The sequence below is a fragment of the Pontibacter brevis genome, assembly GCF_054779655.1.
Map to the genome: position 1 here is coordinate 1 of NZ_BAAGXV010000062.1, position 20,862 is coordinate 20,862.

Sequence of the window (20,862 nt, forward strand, 5' to 3'; positions counted from 1 at the left end):
AGAACCTTGGTCAGACAGGAAAAGAAGGCTGATAATTACCTGGCATTCCTGCTGCTCGCGTGCATGAAGATAATGCTTAGGTATTTTTGAGATAGCTTCTAGTCTACAAACCGAATGCGGCTATAAATGATTAATCAAAAGGCTGCCTGACATTCATCATACGCTTTCACAAAAACCGCACACGTGCCTCCAGCCTTCAGAATGGGTTAACAATCTGGCAGTAAAACAAATGAACTTAGGAATGGCAAAGCTATGGCAACAAAGAACAGTATCTCTTTCATCATACCCTGTTATAATTGTTCTGACACAATGGACGAGTCCGTTATGTCTATTATTCAAACAAACTTTGAAGAGGGTGACGAAATCATACTTGTAGATGACAGCTCTACTGATGACACCTATACCAAAGCACTTTCTTACTCAGACAGGTACAGCTTTGTTAAAGTGTTGAGGCACTTTAACAACAAGGGAACGGCCGCTGCGGGCCGAAACACAGGCATTGATCAGGCGAGCTCTGACCTGATATTCTGCCTGGATTCAGATAACATCCTGAGACCTGATAGCATCAAAGCGCTGAAAGACTTCCTGCTTGCCAATGCGTTAGATGCCGCTGCCTTCGGCAGAATTGACTATTTTTCTGAGAGCCCCTCCAAAGTTACGGATAGCTGGATACTGGCAGAAAAACTTAGCTTTATAGATGCCTTGAATGATCCTATGAAAACACCCTGTGGCTCGGGCAATTACTTATTTACAAAAGCAATGTGGAAGAAAGCAGGAAGATACAACGAGTTTTTAGGCGGCGCCTATGATTCGGAGCTTTTTGGTTTAAAACTGTTAGCAGAAGGAGCAAAATTCTGGACGTTGCCAGGAACCAGCTACTTACACCGGAATGGCTACGAATCCACTTTTATGCGGGAGTACAACAAAAGAAACTCCTCCCTTCTGTTTTTGGCTGGCCTGATGGATTACTGGAACCAGTTACACGAAGATGATATAGACTATATCTTTGGAAAAGGAAGACTTACCTGGATGGACAATATTGAGCAAAGGCCTTTGAGGCCGAAGAGCAACGAAAAGCGAAGTGTCTATAGGAGAATTGTAAAAAAGGTTTGCAACCAACTTCTCTGATTACCACGGCTGCATATTTGCAGGTTCCTCAGCCGCTCTATGCGGCTGTTTTTATTTTTGAGAAGGCTGTTATCCAGCTGCCAAGCAGTTACCCTGTACTAACCTAGGTACACCTAAAGATTCTGTTCCGGAAGCACAAGACCAGAACAAAAAGGTTATCTTTCTTACAGAAAAGAGCATTTAGCCTTACATTTATACATCTTCCAGGTAAGTTATATCATCAAATAGTTCAGCATGCACCAACCCCGCTCCTTTGCCTTACGGTTCCTGCCCTTACTCCTCTGCCTCATAAGCATCTTCCCTTCCGCAGCCCAGGACAAGCAAAAGGCTCCTGACGAACTAAAGCTATGGTTCAGCCACCCTGCCTCTAACTGGAACGAGGCCTTGCCTGTGGGAAATGGCAGGTTAGGGGCAATGGTCTTCGGCGGCGTAGCAACAGAGCGGCTGCAGCTGAACGAAGAATCTGTCTGGACAGGCAAAGATGCTGATTTTGTGAACCCCGAGGCACGCGCTACACTGCCGAAAGTACGGGCCCTGCTTTTCGCTGGTAAGTATGCCGAAGCGCGGGATCTTGCCCAGGAAAAAATGATGGGCGACAAGAAAATACACAGCACCTATCAGACGCTTGGCGATCTGCAACTTGACTTTGGTCCTGTCGTGAAGGACATCTCTAATTACCGCAGGGAGCTGGACCTGGAGACAGCCATAGCCAAAGTAAGCTACCGCGCAGGCGATGTATCCTTTACCCGCGAAATCTTTTCCAGTGCCCCGGACCAGGCCCTGGTGGTGCGGCTCACAGCCAGCAAACCCGGCGCACTTACCTTTGGGCTGAGCCTGAGCAGGCCTGGAAACAAGGCAAAGTTGGAATTGGCAGGTAATGAAATCACGATGAGTGAGCATGTGGGCGATGGAACAGGCGTAAGAATGGTGGCACGCTTAAAAGTGCTGCAGGAAGGAGGTGCTCTTCAGGTTGCAGGAAACTCCATCCGGGTAGAAAACGCAGACTCTGTTACGCTTCTTCTCACGGCCGCTACAGATTACAGGGGCAGTGAGCAGCTGGCTATGGCAGGCACACACTTAGCCTCCGCAGCAAAGAAAAACTACGAGGATCTCAAACAGGATCATATAACCAATTACCAGCAGTACTTCAAGCGTGTAGACCTGAACTTAGGCATAACTGATGCGGCTTATTTCCCTACTGATGCCCGCTTGGTGGCCATGCAGAACGGCAACATAGACCCACACCTCGTGGAATTGTACTACCAGTTTGGCCGCTACCTGCTCATCAGCAGTTCAAGGCCGGGTGGTTTGCCTGCCAACCTGCAGGGCATCTGGGCCGATGGCCTCACCCCTCCCTGGAGCGCCGATTATCATATCAACATCAATATCCAGATGAACTACTGGCCGGCAGAGGTCACGAACCTGTCGGAGATGCACATGCCTTTCCTGTCCTTTTTAGATGCGCTGCGCCCTGACGCCCGCAAAACAGCCCAGGACATGTACGGCATCAAAGGAACGGTAGCCCATTTTACCACAGACCCGTGGCTTTTTACAGAAACCTATGGCGAACCGCGATGGGCGATGTGGCCGATGGGCATGGCCTGGAGTGCACAGCACCTGTGGGAGCATTACCTGTTCACCGAAGACAAGCAATACCTAAGGGAACTGGCTTACCCTGTGATGAAAGAGGCCGCTGAGTTCTGCGCCAACTGGCTTGTAGAAAACCCGGAGACAAAGCAACTGGTTTCTGGTCCTTCCATCTCACCTGAAAATACCTTCAAAACTAAAAACGGCGAGGTAGCTACCATGGTCATGGGCCCTACCATGGACCACATGATTATGAGGGATTTGCTTGGCAACACCATTGCCGCAAGCAAAGAACTGAACAGGGACGCCGCCTTTCGCCGCCGCCTCGAAAAGATATTAAGCCGCTTAGCACCTACCAGAATTGGCAGCGATGGCCGCATTATGGAGTGGACAGAGGAGTTTGAGGAAAACGAACCCGGTCACCGCCATATTTCACACCTGTTTGCGCTGCACCCTGGCCGGCAAATTACGAAACAGCAAAACCCGGAACTGCTGGAGGCAGCACGCAAAACCATCGATTACCGGCTCTCACACGGCGGCGGGCACACCGGCTGGAGCCGCGCTTGGATTATCAACTTTTTTGCCCGATTGCAGGACGGCGAGGCAGCGCACGAGAACCTGGTGGCACTCCTGCGCAAATCCACGCTGCCAAACCTCTTCGATACGCACCCGCCTTTCCAGATAGATGGTAACTTCGGAGCCACAGCCGGCATTACAGAGATGCTGATGCAGAGCCACGCCGGGGAAATACAGTTACTACCTGCCTTGCCACCCGCCTGGCAGCAGGGCCACATTCACGGCATCGTGGCCCGCGGTGGCTTTGAGGTAGATCTAGACTGGGAAGCAGGAAAGCTAAAGCAGCTAAAGGTCCTCTCAAAACTAGGCAACCCCTGCCAGATCCGCTACGGCGATCAGGTGGTTACACTTAAAACGGAGAAAGGCAAAAGATATGTGCTGAATGGTAATTTACAGCCGCTGTAGAATCACCAGAAGAAACAGTACCTGTTAGTTTATGCTACATCAATCTGGTGCTGCATTCGCTTTAAAAACTAATTATTACATCAATTCCCTACCTAACAACATTCAACTATGCGTGTAAAGCACTTTCTACTCATCATCATGCTGGCAGTATGCACCCTGTCAGCCAGTGCGCAGGCAGCACAGGACAAGGCCTCTGTAGAAGCCCCTGTAAAGCAGCAACTAAAAGGCTACAACAACCGCGACATCGACACCTTTGCCAAGGCCTTCAGCGACACGGTAAAAGTATACCGGCAGCCAGGTGTGCTCAGCTACCAGGGCCGGGAAGAGTTAAGGAAAAGATACGGCCAGATGTTTGCCAACACGCCTGACCTGCATTGCGAAGTAGTGAACAGGATAATAGCAGGCAATGTGGTTATTGACCACGAGAAGGTAAGGCGCAGCAAAGATCAGCCCCGGTTCGATGCCATTGCGGTGTACAGAGTGAAGAACAATGAAATTGTAGAAGTAACCTTCATCTCTCCGGATAAATAACTCCCAAAGCAGCATGAAAGAAACACACCACCGCGACAAGGCTTTTGATAAAATCAATTATACAGGCAAAGCAGTCTCGGGAAGAGAGTTCGACTCCTGCACCTTTACCAATTGTGATTTCTCTAAAAGTAACTTTTCCGGCAACGAGTTTATTGATTGCCGGTTCGAGAACTGCAACTTAAGTATGATGCGGCTGGCGTACACAGGCTTGAAGAACGTTACTTTTGACAACTGCAAAGTGCTGGGAGTAGACTTCAGTTCCTGCAGCGACTTCCTGTTTTCCGTCAGTTTCAGTAACTGCATCCTCGACTATGTCTCTTTCTTTAGAAGGAAGCTCAGAAAGACGAGCTTCAGTGGCTGCAGCATCAGGGAAGCTAACTTCACCCAGGCTGATTTAACTGGCTCCATATTCAACGACTGTGATTTAAGCCAATCAGCTTTTGAGCAGACTATACTGGAGAAAGTAGATTTCCGGACAGCCAGTAACTTCTCTATTGACCCTGAAAAAAATAAAATCAGGAAAGCAAAATTCTCTTCTATCGGGCTGGCAGGGCTGCTGGCCAAGTACGGTATCGAAGTAGATTGATTGACTTAACAAAAGATTTTGTGAAAGCGTCGTAAACAGGCAAGTGTACCACCCAACAGTCTTATGATAATAGAAGCCGAACCAGACGATATAGATGAAGTGTATGAACTATGGCACGAGTTGCTGGACTTCCATCAGCCCCATCACCCTATTTTCAGGTACAAACCTAATCAGGAAGATGTGCTGAAAAAGGAGCTGCAGACCCGGCTGAAAGACAAAAACACCCGTTTTTTTGGCTATGTGCAGGACGACGAATGGCGGGGCCTGATTGTAGCAACTCTGAAACAGGCCGCACTAGGCTTCAGGCTTTCGAACAAAGGCTACATAGCCGAAACCGTTGTGAAGGGACAGTACAGGAGCACAGGCATCGGCAACGAATTAGTTGAAGCAGCTAAAAAGTGGCTCACAGACAATGGGGCCGACCATATCGAGTTACAGGTGTCGGTTAAAAATAAAGCAGCTATCCGGTTTTGGGAAGGCCAGGGCTTTACTCCTTCCACGCAGCACATGGTACTGGATGTTTCTGCTGCAGCTAAAAAAAGCTAATCTCATAGGCCCACCAATACAACATAACCATTAATCCGAACATGAAATTTTATTCCTCTATTGCCCTATGCCTCAGCACCTTGTTTCTGGCAGGATGCGCCGTTATGCAGCAGAGTACCACGAACTTGTGATTACGAATGCGAGCGTGGTGGATGTGATAACCGGCAGCGTGCTGCCAGGCAAAACACTGGTTATCGAAAACGGTATAACTTAGGGTATTGCAGATACAAATACCTCCAACAGCTATTTATTTCCCTGAGAATCCTTTGCCTCCAAAGATGTGGTAAAGGGTTTCATTTTTTATTTACATAAAACAAATTTTCACGTTAATGATTTAGAGCATGTTAAAATTTTGTTCTTGATATCAAAAACGGGTGATTTTAGGTTCTGCCAAAGCACGTTTACTGGGCAAAAGATAAATTTCAAGCATGCTTAACCTACGAATGTATGGTAAGGAAAACTTACCGCTAGTTTTACTTTAAATTCAATTTAAGCAACTTGAAAGCAGGCAGTTATTTTAATATTGTATATTATCTGCAGAATCACAGCACACCTTTCTTTACTGCTTTCATTTTATTTGTTCAATTCTTCCCTGCAGCGGTCTTTGCTAATGCCACTCAGGCAGACACTCTCACAGCTGACCAAAAAAACATCCGGCAGGTTGGTGTTACCACGGGTTTCGCTGCCGGTTATGCCACCAGCCTTGTACTCCTGCACAAGGCCTGGTATAAGCACGATCCACGCTCCGACTTTCATTTTCACAACGATATCCGGTATTGGAACCAGGTAGATAAAGCAGGGCACCTCTGGACCGCGTTCCACCAGAGCCGTGCAGGAGTAGACATGCTGGAGTGGGCTGGGGTACCAGATCGGAAAGCCATTCTTTATGGCAGCTTAGCAGGCATTTTGCTGCAAACCCCTATCGAGGTTTTTGACGGATATGGCGAAGCATATGGCGCTTCGTTAAGCGATATGGGAGCCAACATGCTGGGTTCTGTAGCGGTAGTGGCGCAGCACCACCTCTGGAAGGAAATACGCATCGTGCCTAAGTTTTCCTTTCACAGAACTCCCATAGAGCTGCAACGCCTGGAGATGCTGGGCAAAAACTACTTTGAGCAAATGCTGAAAGACTATAATGGCCAGACTTACTGGCTTTCGGTTGATATTTCTGCTTTTCTGCCCCAGGAGAGCACTTACCCTAAGTGGCTGAATATAGCAGTGGGCTACGGAGCTGAAGACATGGTAGTAGGCAACCCACTCAAAAATAGCATGAAGGGCTATGACTCCTATCGGCAATACTACCTCTCTCTTGACCTGAACCTGATGAACATTGAAACCCGCAGTGGTTTCCTGAAGAAAGTGTTCTACGTGCTAAGTATCTTCCATTTGCCAGCTCCCGCCCTGGAGTTCAACAGAAAGAAAGGACTGGTCCTCCACCCTTTCTACTATTGATTGACGCTGAGGACAAGCCTTTTTACCTGACTGTTCGACTTTTTCTTACATACCAGGCTGGCAGCTGTTCCGGAGCGGTTGGAGACAATGGTGGCCGTGCAACCTGCTTTCCGCAGCCCGGCGCAACTGGCCAAGCAGGCTGCCAAGCCATTTATAAATATTTTAAACAACCTGCCCTGTAGCCCAAACATCCTGAACACCTAGGGCAGCACCTCGTTTTTTAACGCCTTGCCTTCCTCAAAATCGGAGATATTCTGAAGTGTTACCGAAACAATTCCCTGCATCGCATCGCTGGTAAAAAATGCCTGGTGCCCGGTTATCAGTACATTGTTGAACGAGAGCAGTCGCATGAATACATCATCCTGAATCACGTTTTCCGACTTATCTTCAAAAAACAGGTCTCCTTCCTCCTCATACACATCCAGCCCCAGGTAACTCACTTTCTCTGACTTCAAAGCTTTGATCACCGCTTTTGCATCTATCAGCGCGCCACGGCTGGTGTTAATCAGCATTACCCCTTTCTTCATTTTGCCCAATGATTCGGCATTAATGATATGGTAGGTTTGCGGCGTGAGCGGGCAGTGCAATGAGATAATATCAGACTCAGCGTAAAGCCTGTTCAGATCAGCAAACTCCACTCCCAAGCCTTCTGCCTCCGCCGGTTTGGTAATGTCGTACCCCAGTACTTTGCAGCCAAACCCTTTCAGGATACCCGCGGTTACCAGGCCTATTTTCCCTAAACCAATCAGGCCAACGGTTCTGCCATACAGGTCGAAACCCATCAGTCCGTTCAAAGCAAAGTTGCCTTCCTTCACACGGTTATAGGCGCGGTGTGTTTTCCGGTTCAGGGTAAGTATGAGTGCCAGTGTATGCTCCGCCACCGAGTAGGGGGAATAAGCAGGTACCCGCACAACTTTTATACCCAAGGCTGCGGCTGCCTTGAGATACACGTTGTTAAAGCCTGCGCAGCGCAGGGCCACAAGTCTTATTCCTTGCTGTGCCAGTACTTGTAGCACAGCTTCGTTTACAACATCATTCACAAAAACGCAAACGACCTCATGGCCTTTGGCAAGCGTCGCTGTGTTCCTGTTCAGCGGCACCTCCAGGAACTCCAGTTCATGTTTTTGTGCTGCATTATTAGCAAGAAAGAACTCTTTATCGTATTTCCTGGTGCTGAAAAAAGCTACTTTCATAGAGGCATATTTTAAATCGAACAAATAGCACTTGGTGCGATACAACACACTTTAAAACACATACGATTTTAGATGGATATTTGCAGCGTTTTAGATGCAAGATAAGTGGGAACGATTCCACTAAATATGACGAATGCTCTTACACAAAATGATATTCCGCATTTGCAATCAAGCCATTAGCTCAAACCTCTGGCTAAACCAGAAACCTGAACTCACTTTATTTATACCACCACCTGCCCTTGCATGTGGCTGCTCTTTTGCAAACCCGGCTAATCTCCGGTAACGAAATAAAGGGGTTTAATTTTTTGAGGACTTGCGCAATTTGCTTAGCTTTTAACCTTACTAAATTTTTAGCTCCTAAATACAGATGAAAAAGACATCCCTGCTTCTGCTTTCCTGCACGGGCCTTCTGGCATTTGGCACCGGCTGCCAGCGTGTGGAAGAAACAGGAAACACAGTAGCAACAGCTGACAGTTACCTTGACTACAAAACACCCGGCGAGGTACAGACAGGCGGCATTCAGATGATTCCGCTGAAAGAAGGTTACAAGGTGTGGACAAAGCGCTTCGGCAACAGCCCCACCATGAAAGTGCTGCTCCTGCACGGTGGCCCTGCCATGACACACGAATACATGGAGGCTTTCGAAAGCTTCTTCCCGCAGGCTAATATTGAGTTTTACGAGTACGACCAGCTGGGCTCCTACTACTCTGACCAGCCAGAGGATATGTCGCTTTATAATATCGACCGTTTTGTAGAAGAAGTGGAGCAGGTCCGGCAAGCGTTGGGCCTGGATGAAAACAACTTTTACCTCCTTGGCAACTCCTGGGGCGGCATGCTGGCCATGGAGTACGCCCTGAAGCACCAGGACAAACTTAAGGGACTCATCATCAGCAACATGACAGCCAGCTTCCCCAAGTATGCAGTCTACAATGCCAAACTACGAAGTGAGATGCGCCCATCCCTCATCGACTCGCTGGAGGTGTACGAGAAAAAGAATGACTTCATGAACCCGGAGTACCAGGCACTGGTTTTTGAAAACTACTATAAAAAGCACCTGTGCCGGTTGGAAGACTGGCCGGACCCGATTAACCGCAGCTTCAAACACGTTAACCAGAAAGTGTATGAATACATGCAGGGGCCAAGTGAATTTGTGCCGGGCGGCATCCTGCAAAAATGGGATCGCTGGAACGACCTGAAGCAGCTGACAGTACCAACGCTGACGGTAGGTGCCAGATACGACACCATGAACCCGGAGGAAATGAAGGAAATGAGCCAGTTGGTGCAAAAAGGGCAGTACCTCTATTGCCCGAACGGTAGCCACCTGGCCATGTGGGACGACCAACAGGTATTTATGGATGGCGTTATCAGGTTTATTAAGGACGTAGATGCTGCCCAGGCAAAGGGCAAGTCTGCGATGTAAAGAGCGGCTGTGGTTCCATTATTATGAAGCAGAAAAGCCCGGACAGGAACAGCGTTCTTGCCCGGGCTTTTTGGTTTAGCTCTAAAGCAAAATATAAAGCTCCTGTTCTACCGTAGCAAAAGCAGCCGTTTTCGTTTTGTTTCGCCGTTGTTGGTGAAAACACCAGCAACGGCGAAACAGCTACAGCAGAAAGCGTAGCTTTGTGGAGGTTAAGCGTCAACAAAAACGAGCCATTCAGTCATCCTTCTAACTCAGCCCCTAGCTGTTCAGCTTATAAAGGAGATTTATTTTATATTTGATGCATTAATGCCTTACAACCTGCTATGCCGCACCCTTCCGGAGAAAGATTTACATTCATTTACATTGTTTCCCTATGTATCGGATTGTTGGTGTTGCTCCCCTTCCTTGTCTTAACGCTGTACAATCACCCGCAGGCAGATGATTATGGCTTCGCGTTTCGGGACATGACGTATGGCTATTGGGAGACACAGATTAACTATTACATGAACTGGACGGGCAGGTACTTTAGTACGACCACGGCTTTCCGCATAAACCCTATTATCTACGGAAATTTTGCACTATACAAGCTGTACTCCCTCCTCCTTATCCTGCTGCTGGCTGCTTCTGCCTACCTTTTTCTCTTCAAGCTCCTCCATTATCACCTCGACTCACTGAAGATAACGGCTTTGGCAGCCCTGCTCCTGTGTTTGTATCTGATGCAGATGCCCAGTACATCCGAAGGCATTTTCTGGCTGCCCGGGTACCTGACCTACCAGTTGCCCAACATCATGATGCTGCTCTTGCTGACACTCCTCCTCAGCTTCTTCAGGACGGGGAACAAAAGCTTAAAGTCATCCTACATCGTGCTTGCTGCTTTGCTTTGTGTAGCCATCGCTGGCTCTAACGAAATGGCACTTGTGATGGGTTTTACTACGTTGTTGCTCATCCTTTACAGCAGCTGGCAGGACAAACAGAACAGGCCTTACCTGCTTATCCTGTTTCTCCTTTGCGTTGTTGCCAGCTTGACTGCTGTACTTGCTCCCGGCAACTATGCCAGGATGGAAGAACACCCCAATGCTTCTAAACCGCTGTGGTCAACTGTATATGCTGCCTTCCTGGCCTTTATCAGCTTTTACAGGTGGTCAGCGCCCCTGCTTGCCGCTTCTGTGCTGTACGTTCTCTACTGGGGACTGTCTTTAGCTGAAAAGACAAAAGGCACAGGTGTTTTTAAAGTAGACCTCCGGCTCTCCTTGTTCTATTACCTGGCCACGCTTTTTCTGATGCAGTTTGCTTTTACCTGGGCCGTTGGCGAACGTCCTACTCCCAGGGTGGAGAATGTGATTTATTTCTTCTTTGTGTTTGGCTGGTTCTATAATATACAGGTAGTTATCACCAGGTATGCGCATTTGCTGCAGGCTGAACGAAAACTGTCGCCGGCTTTACCGCTTGCCATATCAGCTCTTTTTGTCCTGCAAATTTTTGCCATTGAAGGGAATGTAGCCACAGCATATGTTGACTTAGTTTCTGGAAAAGCCGCTGCTTATAACCAGGCACTAAACCAAAGGTACAGCTATCTGAAAAACTCCGGATGTGACACCTGCAACCTTACTCCGCTTCCAGTTATACCCCAATCGCTTTACTTCATGGATGTGATGGAGGGAGAAGAAAACAGTGACTTTTGGATAAACACAGACTACGCCGATTACTGGGGCAAATCAGCTGTTTTTTTGACGGCACCGAACCCTGAGATAAAAGACAACATAACGACGCTAAGAGAAGCTGGCAAGGAAAAGATTGGCAATTAATGCTTTTGAATCCTGATAAAGCTCCCCTATTCCGCCGCCTCCAGTTTTCCGCTTTCCCTGTATTTTAAACGACCTACATCTATCAACTCCCGCACAAGCGAGGTCACAGTTTCAGCGTGCTTAGGCTCAAACTGCTGTACCAGTTCTTTAGGCAGCCATGCCTGCCCTTTCACCAATGTCAGCACTTTTGCCCGAAGCGCTTCCTGCTCCGGCCCCTCCCGCTCTTTTTTGCGTTCGGCCAGGCAGTAATCGCAGATGCGGCAGCGGGCATCCGTTATTTCTCCGAAATACTCTAAAAGCAGTTGCGTACGGCAGCGGTTGGACGTGGTAACATAGCGTCCCATCTCTTTTGCCTGCAACAGCGCCCGCTCCCGTAATGCCGCCAGCCTTTTTGTATCTAAGGGCAAGCCGTTAGCGTCTTCACGGGGCTTTGTAAATACCAGCTGGGGCGAATCGTGCTGTGGCTCATAGCCAATAACCTGTAACTTATGCAGGTACTCCAGTTTGCGCCGCACCTCCTGCTCCGGCATGTTCAGCTGCTGTGCCAGCCGGCGCTCCGACAACTTAACGTAATTGGTAAATGCCTCGCCGCCATATATTCGCAGGATGGCCCGGATGAACCCATCGTGGTCGGGGTTAGCCAGCTGGAACTCATAGAGGGCCAGGTTATCAAGCAGCAGGATGAGCCGTGAAGGCATGTAGTAGCCTTCGTTCAACTGCAGGTAACCTTCCGTCTCCAGCCTTTTGACGGCATGATGCACCTCCAGGGGCTGCAGTTTGTAATTCTTAGAAAAGGCAGCCAGGTCAAAATCAAAGCTACTCATCAGCCCACTGCCTACAGCTAACTGATAATAGTTGGCCAGGCACTGGTACACCCGCCGGATAAACTCAATAGAGGGATGGGCCTCCTGTACTTTGCGCTGCAGTTCGGTTACATCATTGGGGCCGTTAAGGATAACGGCATAGGCATATTTCTCGTCGCGCCCGGCACGCCCTGCCTCCTGGTAGTAGGCCTCCAGGCTCTCCGGCAAGTCGAGGTGCACAACCAAGCGCACATCAGGCTTGTCGATACCCATACCGAAAGCATTGGTAGCCACCATTACCCGCACCTTGTCCTCAATCCAGCTTTGCTGCACTGCGTTACGAGCTTCGAACTTAAGCCCTGCATGGTACGCAGCTGCTGTTATACGGCGGCTCTGGAGCAGCTTCGCAATCTCAACAGTTTGGCGGCGGCTGCGCACGTACACAATGCTCTGCCCCGGCATGCGCTGCAGTATCTGCAGCAGGCGGTTCGTCTTGTCTTCAGTGTCGAGGCAGGAGTAGGACAAGTTAGCCCGGGCAAAGCTTTTCTGGAAAACGTTCCGCTTCGGGAAGGCAAGCTTTTCCTGTATGTCCTGCTTCACCTGTTCCGTGGCCGTGGCGGTTAAGGCTATAACAGGTACGTTGGGAAGCACCGCCCGAAGCTCTGTCAGTTGCAGGTAAGGTGGTCTGAAATCATACCCCCACTGGGATATACAGTGTGCCTCATCTATAGCTATCAAACCCACCTTCATGCGCTTTACCCGTTCCTGGAACAACTCCGTGAGCAGGCGCTCCGGCGAGAGGTACAGAAACTTTACATCCCCATACACGCAGTTGTCCAGGGCGATGTCAATCTCGCGGCGGTTCATGCCGGAATAAACGGCCAGGGCATTTATTCCTCTTTTTTTCAACTGCTCTACCTGGTCCTTCATCAGGGCTATCAGGGGTGTGATAACGAGGCACAATCCTTCCATTGCCAGAGCAGGCACCTGAAAGCAAACTGACTTACCACCCCCCGTCGGGAGCAGCGCCAGGGTGTCCTCCCCTGACAGCACCGAGCGGATAATATCCTCCTGCAGCGGCCTGAACTGCGCATAGCCCCAGTAGGCTTTTAATATGTGGTGGATGTCTTGCAAGGGTGTGGGGTTTTATGAAACGAAGATAGGACATAAGAAATCAGACACAAATATAAAGCGATAACACACTATTCCCCCTGTTAGCATAGTATGAATAGCCAAAACTTATAGCACCTTCCCTAAAAACATATCTCCTAAAAAAAGGCACAGCTGTAGCTCCTTCCTATCGAGGCAGCCGTACAGAAAAGCCCGTGGTGATAAAATAATCTGGTGCAGCCCTGCTCAGCCCAAATCCCGCAGCTATATCTAACTGCATGTTTTCCCGGACAATGAGCAGTACTCCTGCATCTGCCTGGTGAACTGCACGGTTACCTTCTGCCTTAGTGCCATACACCTCACCATATACTGCAACCCTGTAGCTCAAATCACCGCTCACCTTAAAGGCATATTTCATTTCAGTTCCTTCCTTCACCCATCCATAGCCCATAGTATAGGTAAGCGAAAGGTCAGGCTTGATGGTGTTGGTGAACCCTAGCCGGAGTTCCTTGTCTGCATAACCAGACACCATGCTGCTGTTGCCGACAGGTGGCGCTATCGTAGCCGTTAACGCAGCCTGAGGCAGTATTCCGGCACCCTCCCACATGTAAAGCCTGAGCCCTAATCCCAATGGCCCTAATCCCCTGACTTTACGGTAGCCGCCTACATCCTCGCGGATTACAGAATCCTGAAAAGAGCCGTCTATACGCAGCTCCAGCCTGTCGTGCAGGCCGTAGCGGAGCGACACAGCCGGATATGCGTGTGTCTTAACCTCCTGCTCCTTCCTTTCGCTTTCCCGGTAAAGGAAGCCTGACTCTATCTGCAAGGTGCTTTTAGGAACTACTGTGGTGCCTTGTGTCTGGTCTGGCCGGCCAGTGGAGATACGGCCCAAATCCTGCTCCTGCGCTTGCCCCTGTTCTGTCAGGAGTAAGAGGAGGCCTGTTAGCAGAAATAAGATTTTATGCGCCGCTGTAGTGGTGGGTAGCATTTTTAGGGGCAGTACTGGCAAACAGCTTTTTTATACGGTGGCAGCCACACAAGTATGTTGCTGCGCTTAGAAACAAAACATTCTTCAGCAGTAGTGAAGACAGCTATTGTGGAATTCTCCAGCTGAAACCGCTTGTAATAAAATAATCTGGTGCCGCATCATTTAATGCCCTCCCGGCTGCCACATCCAGCTGTAGGTTTGGCAGAAGCATAAACATGAAGCCACCATCTACAGAATGCTCTGCCTTTTCTTCCTTTTGCTTGTCTCCAAACACCTCTCCATACACCGTTAATTTGTCGCTCAGGTCGAAGCCCAGGCTCACGGCATAACCCCTGATAGGATCTCCCTCTACCCAACCATACACCAGGTTGTAACTTAGATCTAGTTTTTCGGAAAGCGAATTCTTAAAAAGCAGCCTGAAATTAGGCTCCCAGTTATCCGGCCTGAACTCCCGGCTCCCAACAGGTAAGACAACCATGGTCATAAAGGCTGCTTGGGGCCTGAGTCCCTGCTCCTCCCACAGTTTAACCTTTGCACCTATCGTTAAAGGGGCAAAGCCACTTGTTCTGAAGCGGGTACGCCGCTCTACCACAGAATCTCTTAAAGCAGACTGCGCCCGGAGCTCCAGCCAGTCCAGCACACCGAACCGGAGCAAAGCAGTAGGGTAAGCCCTTATCTTCTGCTCGGCTCCCATTTCATCATCCTCCTGGAAAAAGAGGCCTGTTTCCAGCTGTAAGGTTTTCCGGGGCACCAGCGATGCTGCCTCAGCCTGGTCTGGCCTGTCCGTCTCCAGCTCCGGTACTTCGTCCTGGCACTGCCCCTGCTGCATACAGGCACCCAGTAACACCACCACCAGCAGCCATTTTACCTGCAAAAACTTTCCTGTATAAAATCTCATCTGAAATGATTTTCTGTTCAAGTGCTTTTATACGGCTCCTTCTGTACATTGCACACCTTTTGAAATCTAAAATCTTGGGGAGTGGCGATGAGGTTAAAAAGAAAAGACCTGCCCCCATTACAGGGGCAGGTCTCAGAAGTGTAAAATTAAACTTGATTACGCAGCAGCTGACTGACCATCTTCGCGGTCTTCGATTACTTTTTTCAGTTTCTCGATTGCCTGCGCAGCGCGTTCTTCATCAAAGCGGTTGATGTTAAGCAACATTTTAGTTTTCTCCTGTCGCGTAATAGTCGGGTTGTTCAGTAGGCTGATGATTTCTTCTTTCTGCTTAGCCGATGCATAACGCACACTGGTAGTTTTGGCTTCCTCTTCTGCTACTACCGGTGTATTGGTAGAGGACTTCATGGTTGCCTTTTTCTCCGTTGGCACAGCTGGCTTGGCTGCCTGATCGTTTCCGCTGTAGTCCATTTCCTCAGCAGGCGTAGGCTCATAACCAGCCGCACGTATAATCCAGGCCAGGATGTTGCGGTACGCCTTACCAATGGCACGTGTCTGAGCCATAGAAGCTATCGCGAACTCCTGGTAATACTTTTTACCCTGCTCGCGGTTTGAACAGATAGCAAAACCGGCACCTACTACCTGCTGGCTGCGCAGGTCAAGCAGGTTCACCTTTGCCTGGTACTTTATCTCTTCGTCAGTGCTGATGTTCACCACATGCTCCACTACCGGCAGGATTCCGAGGCGCGAACCAGCATACTGCCAGCCTTCCACGTTCACGTATTCTTTGCCCTGGATATTCTGATAAAGACGGTTCTCCTTGATAAACTTAGCAAGGTCTATCGCTAAGTGAAGCGTCTCGTCAGACTTGGAAATATCATAGCTTTCGATCTTCGGTTTTTTCTGCACCTTCGTATCTTTATTGTCTTGATTCATACTCATTTAACCTTCTTTTCTTTGTACATATATCAAACAGAGCAGATGAATAAATAGTGCAAAAAATAAGAAAAATAATGTATTTTATATAACTGATAATCAATCAGTTATAAACTATTTTAAAATTATTTTTTGCCTCCTGCGCTGAAGCTTTCCTGTAGCTAAAAATTGAGAAAAGGGTGGAGTATAAATACGGGAATTTCCGAGGTAAAGATGTGGGTGAAAAAAAGTAAACTAAACACCAGAGCCAGAGGTAAAAAATCATCAAGCTAAAAGTCGTTACCGCACACTACATAAACAGCAAAGGCCCGCTACAGTAGCGGGCCTTTGCTGTTTATGTTTTTCAGGATAACTCCTACAGTTGCTACGCCAGTGGTTCACCCCCACTAACGCCTAATTCTCTAACAATAACTCCGTCTTTCATCACCAGCGTACGATCGGCCATTCCGGCTAACTGCTCGTTGTGTGTTACGATGACAAAGGTCTGGTTAAACTCTTTCCGTAGGCGGAAAAATATCTCGTGTAGTTCCTGTGCATTTTGTGAATCGAGGTTTCCACTGGGTTCGTCAGCGAAAACGATACGGGGGGAGTTGATAAGTGCCCTGGCCACGGCGGTACGCTGCTGCTCTCCTCCCGACATTTCGGAAGGTTTATGCTCCAACCGGTGCGACAGGCCGAGCATCTGAAGGAGATCGGCTGCCTGCTCCCGCACTTCTTTTTCGGGCCTGCCAGCCAGAAAGCCCGGCAGGCAGGCATTCTCTAATGCTGTAAATTCTGGCAGCAGGTTATGGAACTGGAAAATAAAGCCAACGTGCTTGTTCCTGAAACGGGCCATTTCTGTGGCATTCATCTTGGCTATGTTATTGCCATCAAATAAAACCTCGCCTTTGTCTGCCCGGTCGAGGGTGCCCAGTATGTGCAGCAAGGTACTTTTGCCGGCGCCTGACGCTCCCACAATAGAGACTACCTCCCCGGCAGTAATCGACAAATCGATGCCTTTCAGCACCTCCAGCGAACCGTATTTTTTATAGATGTTTGATACCTGCAGCACTTCTTAAAATTGATTTGATGGCGATTTGTAATTAGGCAATTATGCTGCCAAAGCTACAAAACAAAGGCTATACTTTTGCAAAGCCATTGCTTTTTGTACCGGCTGCTTCTCCGGCAACTCCATCAGTTTGCTGTACCCGTCCGGGAGCCTTTCGGCACATCTGACGCACTGGCGTCCTGTGGTTCGGCTTCCAATACGTCCTTTACATAAAGCTCTTGTATCACCACCAACAGCACAGCCAGTACGGGTGCTGCCATCAGCAGGCCCAAGCCTCCCTGCAGCAAGCCCAGCAACACCTGGAAGAAAAGCAACAAGGCAGGTGGCAGTGCCACGGTTTTCTGAAAGATGATGGGCGTAATGATCCAGCTTTCCACGAGTTGAATAGCACCATAAACCAGAATAACGGTCAAGGCCATATCAGGCCCCTCCAGCAACCCGACCAGTACAGCTGGCACACCCGCAATGTAAGGGCCGATGTTGGGAACAAAAGCAAACAGGAAGGCAATCAGAGCCAGCGCATAAGCCATTGGCAAACCAATAATTGTATACCCGATCGCGGTGCTCACCCCAATAATGGCCATGGAGGCCAGCATCCCGATCAACCACATTTTCAGGTCTTGGTAGCACCGGCCGAACACCTCCATAATGCGGGAGCGCGTCCGGACAGGGAAGAGTTTGGCGAACCCACGGGTGTACAGGGCCGGGTCGGAGGCAAAGAACACAGCCGTGATCACCACGATGAAGAAGTCGGCCAGAAAACTAAGCGCGGTGGAAAAAGCCCCCCCTGCCCGCGACAGGAGCCTTTCCTGCTCCGGAAGCATGCTGCTGGGATCTTCTGGAATCTGCTCCACTATCTGCTGCCCCCAACTTTGCTGGCCAATCCATTGCTCTAACTGCCGGAGTGATTCTGGTATGGTTTCGCGCATTTGCTGGAACTGCTCCCCCACGGTAGGCGCCACAAGCCAGATAGCCCCGATCAGCAAGCCAAAAAACACCACCACCGACAGGATTAAAGCAATTGTCCGCTTTATAGGCACTATTTTCACAATAAAGTCCGTCATGCCACAGAAGAGAACTGCTAACAGGATACCGGCAAACACAAGTAAAAAGAAATAGCCGTACTGGCCTAACATGTATAAGCCTGCCGCTATCAGCAACACAATAAGTGCGGCAATGGCCGTCCGTTTCGAAAAGGTGTAGATATCAAGCATAATTGTCTGCTGTTTTTGGAGTAAGTTCTGGTTATTTATTCACCTACTTACTCTTTCAGGACTATACTCGTTGCAAGGCCCCCTTGACAGACAAGCGGGATATGTGCCACAAGAGCCGTAACTGCGGCCATGTTGCTTATATTTAAAAAAAGCTTTACTTGAATCTCAGGGAATAAAGGCTTAATTTCGTGGCGTCCATTAAAACTGAAAGCATGAACATACACGAATATCAGGCTAAAGAGATTTTAAAAGGCTACGGCGTACGCATCCAGGAAGGAATCGTGGCTGAAACGCCAGAGCAAGCTGTAGAGGCTGCAAAAAAACTGACAGAAGAGACTGGCACAAGCTGGCACGTTATCAAGGCGCAAATCCATGCGGGTGGCCGTGGTAAAGGTGGCGGTGTAAAGCTGGCCAAAAACCTGGACCAGGTGAGAGAGCTTTCTGAGCAGATCATCGGCATGCAACTGGTAACGCACCAGACAGGACCTGAAGGAAAAAAAGTAAACAAGGTGCTCATTGCACAGGATGTTTACTACCCAGGCGAGTCTGAGCCGAAAGAGTTTTACCTGAGCATCCTGCTGGACCGCGCCAAAGGCATGAACGTTATCATGGCTTCTACCGAAGGCGGTATGGACATTGAGGAGGTAGCAGAAAAAACTCCTGAGAAAATCATCAAAGAATGGATTGACCCGGCAGTAGGTTTACAGGGCTTCCAGGCACGTAAGGTAGCTTTTGCCTTTGGTTTGGAAGGAACGGCTTTCAAAGAGATGGTGAAGTTTGTGACCAACCTCTATAAGGCGTATGTTGATACGGACTCTTCTATGTTCGAAATCAACCCTGTATTGAAAACATCTGATAACAAGATACTGGCTGTTGACGCCAAAGTTGACCTCGATGACAACGCCCTGTTCCGCCACAAAGATCTGGCTGAGCTGCGTGATGTTACAGAGGAAGATCCGTTGGAAGTTGAAGCTGGAGAGCACAACCTGAACTATGTAAAGCTGGACGGTAACGTAGGCTGTATGGTGAACGGTGCAGGTCTGGCAATGGCTACGATGGACATCATCAAGCTTTCCGGCGGTGAGCCTGCTAACTTCCTCGACGTAGGTGGTGGGGCTAACGCGCAGACGGTTGAAGCTGGTTTCCGCATCATCCTGAAAGATCCGAACGTAAAAGCTATTCTTATCAACATCTTCGGCGGTATCGTACGTTGCGACCGTGTTGCCAACGGTGTGGTAGAAGCTTACAAAAACATCGGCGATATCCGTGTTCCCATCATTGTTCGCCTGCAGGGCACAAACGCTGAAGAAGGCGCCCGTATCATCGATGAGTCTGGCTTGAAGGTTTACTCTGCTGTAGTACTGAAAGAAGCGGCGGAAAAAGTAAAGCAAGTATTGGCTGAAGCTTAATCATCAAAGCACATAAAAAGGAAAGGGCTGCCATAATTGGCAGCCCTTTCCTTTTTATGTGCTTTGATGATTAGTTAGAAAGTTGGAAGGTTAAAAAGTTAGAGAGTTTAACATGTATTCTAGTTTACCATTCTTAAATCTAAACCTCTATCCCACCAAACTAAAGCCAAATGAGTGAGGGACTTCTACTGTTCTAACCTTCTAACTCAAAATACCTTAAACAACTTGCAGGTCTACGTCTATGTTGCCGCGTGTTCCGACAGAGTACGGGCAAATCTGGTGTGCTTCATCTACCATTTTCTGCGCCTTGTCTTTGTCAACGCCTTTCAGATCTACTGCCAGTTTTACACCCAGGGCATAACCGCCATCATCCTTTTTGAGCAGGTCAACGTGCGCTGTTACAGTAGATCCCGGATCAAGTTCTTCCTGGTGCTTGGAGGCTACTACCAGCAATGCGCTTTGAAAGCAGGCCGCATAGCCTGCAGCAAACAGCTGCTCCGGATTGGTTTTACCCCCGGTGCTCATCCCAACTGGCACTGTTAAATCCATATCTATCACGCCATCCGATGACTTCACATGACCTTTCCGGCCGCCCGTGGCAGTTACCTCTGCCGTATATATTTTCTCCATAGTACTTATAAGTTTGTTTTAATATTCTCTATTTAACTAGAGAGCAATCCGGAATGTTTTGTAAATTAGTAAAGGGCTGTAAGTGAGCGGCCTGCTACAGGCAGGAAAAAGGAAGCATTAAAATTTGAGGAGGAATGTTTTCTTTTATCAGCTTAGTTCCTATTTTTGCACACGCACTGCACCCGTAGTTCAACTGGATAGAATATCGGATTTCGGCTCCGAGGGTTAGGGGTTCGAATCCTCTCGGGTGCACAAATGGAGAAAGCCTTGCTGAAAAGTAGGGCTTTTCTGTTTTAGGGCCCACTCATCCTATCTACATTAGCCTTTGCAGCTACTTTCTCCTGGTGGTGTAGTGAACCATCCGGTGACTTCAATAAAAAAAGCAAAGCTTGCCCTGCAGATGCCCGGCCTAATACACAGCCGTTTTCTATATTTTGCAAACGCCTCTGCAGTGCAGGAGGCGCTGTATTTACCTACAATCAAATGATAAATTTAGCTAGAGGCTATCTCAAAAATGGGAATCCCAGCTTGAGTTAATATGTTGGTTTCTCATGGAGTTGACAAACGAGCAATGGGAAAGGGTAAAAGACCTTGTGCCAG

Annotated in this window: 18 protein-coding genes and 1 tRNA gene; 11 read left to right on the forward strand and 8 right to left on the reverse strand. The window is 48.7% G+C overall.

Features of this window, described 5'->3' with window-relative positions:
* Positions 1 to 252 precede the first annotated feature (252 nt).
* The 7 genes from ACYVB1_RS13830 to ACYVB1_RS13860 all read left to right on the forward strand — a co-directional run bounded on the left by ACYVB1_RS13830 (position 253) and on the right by ACYVB1_RS13860 (position 6,811).
* Positions 253 to 1,128, forward strand: coding sequence for a glycosyltransferase family 2 protein (locus ACYVB1_RS13830; RefSeq protein WP_460924365.1), 876 nt, complete (start codon positions 253 to 255; stop codon positions 1,126 to 1,128).
* Positions 1,129 to 1,362: 234 nt separating this feature from the next.
* On the forward strand, positions 1,363 to 3,696 hold the full coding sequence (locus ACYVB1_RS13835; RefSeq protein ID WP_460924366.1) for a glycoside hydrolase family 95 protein: 2,334 nt from the start codon (positions 1,363 to 1,365) through the stop codon (positions 3,694 to 3,696).
* A gap of 108 nt (positions 3,697 to 3,804) precedes the next feature.
* Positions 3,805 to 4,227 carry a nuclear transport factor 2 family protein gene (locus ACYVB1_RS13840; RefSeq protein ID WP_460924367.1) on the forward strand — a complete coding sequence of 141 codons (423 nt, stop codon included), beginning with the start codon at positions 3,805 to 3,807 and terminating at the stop codon, positions 4,225 to 4,227.
* A gap of 13 nt (positions 4,228 to 4,240) precedes the next feature.
* Positions 4,241 to 4,813 carry a pentapeptide repeat-containing protein gene (locus tag ACYVB1_RS13845; RefSeq protein WP_460924368.1) on the forward strand — a complete coding sequence of 191 codons (573 nt, stop codon included), beginning with the start codon at positions 4,241 to 4,243 and terminating at the stop codon, positions 4,811 to 4,813.
* A 63-nt stretch (positions 4,814 to 4,876) separates the two neighbouring features.
* Positions 4,877 to 5,359 (forward strand): GNAT family N-acetyltransferase, encoded by a 483-nt coding sequence (locus ACYVB1_RS13850; protein ID WP_460924369.1) that lies wholly within the window; start codon positions 4,877 to 4,879, stop codon positions 5,357 to 5,359.
* Positions 5,360 to 5,426: 67 nt separating this feature from the next.
* Positions 5,427 to 5,573, forward strand: a complete 147-nt coding sequence (locus ACYVB1_RS13855) for a hypothetical protein (protein WP_460924370.1) — start codon at positions 5,427 to 5,429, stop codon at positions 5,571 to 5,573.
* Between the two features lie 284 nt (positions 5,574 to 5,857).
* Entirely contained in the window at positions 5,858 to 6,811 is a 954-nt protein-coding gene (locus tag ACYVB1_RS13860; RefSeq protein ID WP_460924371.1) for a DUF2279 domain-containing protein, read from the forward strand.
* Between the two features lie 200 nt (positions 6,812 to 7,011).
* On the opposite strand, the gene ACYVB1_RS13865 is transcribed toward ACYVB1_RS13860, so the two are convergent.
* A complete protein-coding gene (locus ACYVB1_RS13865; RefSeq protein ID WP_460924372.1) occupies positions 7,012 to 8,004 on the reverse strand; it encodes a 2-hydroxyacid dehydrogenase in 993 nt (330 codons plus the stop codon).
* Between the two features lie 367 nt (positions 8,005 to 8,371).
* Here ACYVB1_RS13865 and ACYVB1_RS13870 point away from each other — a divergent pair, with 367 nt between their 5' ends.
* Together ACYVB1_RS13870 and ACYVB1_RS13875 are read left to right on the forward strand one after the other, a co-directional pair.
* Entirely contained in the window at positions 8,372 to 9,424 is a 1,053-nt protein-coding gene (locus ACYVB1_RS13870; protein WP_460924373.1) for a proline iminopeptidase-family hydrolase, read from the forward strand.
* A gap of 323 nt (positions 9,425 to 9,747) precedes the next feature.
* Entirely contained in the window at positions 9,748 to 11,229 is a 1,482-nt protein-coding gene (locus ACYVB1_RS13875) for a DUF6056 family protein (protein WP_460924374.1), read from the forward strand.
* Positions 11,230 to 11,255: 26 nt separating this feature from the next.
* Here ACYVB1_RS13875 and ACYVB1_RS13880 read toward each other — a convergent pair whose 3' ends face one another.
* From ACYVB1_RS13880 to ACYVB1_RS13905, 6 genes are all read right to left on the reverse strand, one after another.
* Positions 11,256 to 13,166: a RecQ family ATP-dependent DNA helicase gene (locus ACYVB1_RS13880; protein WP_460924375.1), complete on the reverse strand. Its 1,911-nt coding sequence runs from the start codon at positions 13,164 to 13,166 to the stop codon at positions 11,256 to 11,258.
* 163 nt (positions 13,167 to 13,329) lie between these two features.
* The gene (locus ACYVB1_RS13885; protein WP_460924376.1) at positions 13,330 to 14,130 is read right to left on the reverse strand and encodes a transporter; all 801 of its coding nucleotides are present in this window, start codon (positions 14,128 to 14,130) and stop codon (positions 13,330 to 13,332) included.
* 103 nt (positions 14,131 to 14,233) lie between these two features.
* Positions 14,234 to 15,028, reverse strand: a complete 795-nt coding sequence (locus ACYVB1_RS13890) for a transporter (protein ID WP_460924377.1) — start codon at positions 15,026 to 15,028, stop codon at positions 14,234 to 14,236.
* 156 nt (positions 15,029 to 15,184) lie between these two features.
* Positions 15,185 to 15,961 (reverse strand): hypothetical protein, encoded by a 777-nt coding sequence (locus ACYVB1_RS13895; protein ID WP_460924378.1) that lies wholly within the window; start codon positions 15,959 to 15,961, stop codon positions 15,185 to 15,187.
* A gap of 364 nt (positions 15,962 to 16,325) precedes the next feature.
* Positions 16,326 to 17,012 carry an ABC transporter ATP-binding protein gene (locus ACYVB1_RS13900; RefSeq protein WP_460924379.1) on the reverse strand — a complete coding sequence of 229 codons (687 nt, stop codon included), beginning with the start codon at positions 17,010 to 17,012 and terminating at the stop codon, positions 16,326 to 16,328.
* 122 nt (positions 17,013 to 17,134) lie between these two features.
* Positions 17,135 to 18,223 carry an AI-2E family transporter gene (locus ACYVB1_RS13905; RefSeq protein ID WP_460924380.1) on the reverse strand — a complete coding sequence of 363 codons (1,089 nt, stop codon included), beginning with the start codon at positions 18,221 to 18,223 and terminating at the stop codon, positions 17,135 to 17,137.
* A gap of 212 nt (positions 18,224 to 18,435) precedes the next feature.
* Between ACYVB1_RS13905 and sucC the strand changes: the two genes are divergently transcribed.
* On the forward strand, positions 18,436 to 19,632 hold the full coding sequence (gene sucC / locus ACYVB1_RS13910; RefSeq protein WP_460924381.1) for an ADP-forming succinate--CoA ligase subunit beta: 1,197 nt from the start codon (positions 18,436 to 18,438) through the stop codon (positions 19,630 to 19,632).
* A 216-nt stretch (positions 19,633 to 19,848) separates the two neighbouring features.
* Here sucC and ACYVB1_RS13915 read toward each other — a convergent pair whose 3' ends face one another.
* A complete protein-coding gene (locus tag ACYVB1_RS13915; RefSeq protein ID WP_460924382.1) occupies positions 19,849 to 20,262 on the reverse strand; it encodes an organic hydroperoxide resistance protein in 414 nt (137 codons plus the stop codon).
* Between the two features lie 178 nt (positions 20,263 to 20,440).
* On the opposite strand from ACYVB1_RS13915, the gene ACYVB1_RS13920 reads away from it, so the two are divergent.
* Positions 20,441 to 20,514: transfer RNA gene (locus ACYVB1_RS13920), tRNA-Arg, on the forward strand.
* Positions 20,515 to 20,862 lie beyond the last annotated feature (348 nt).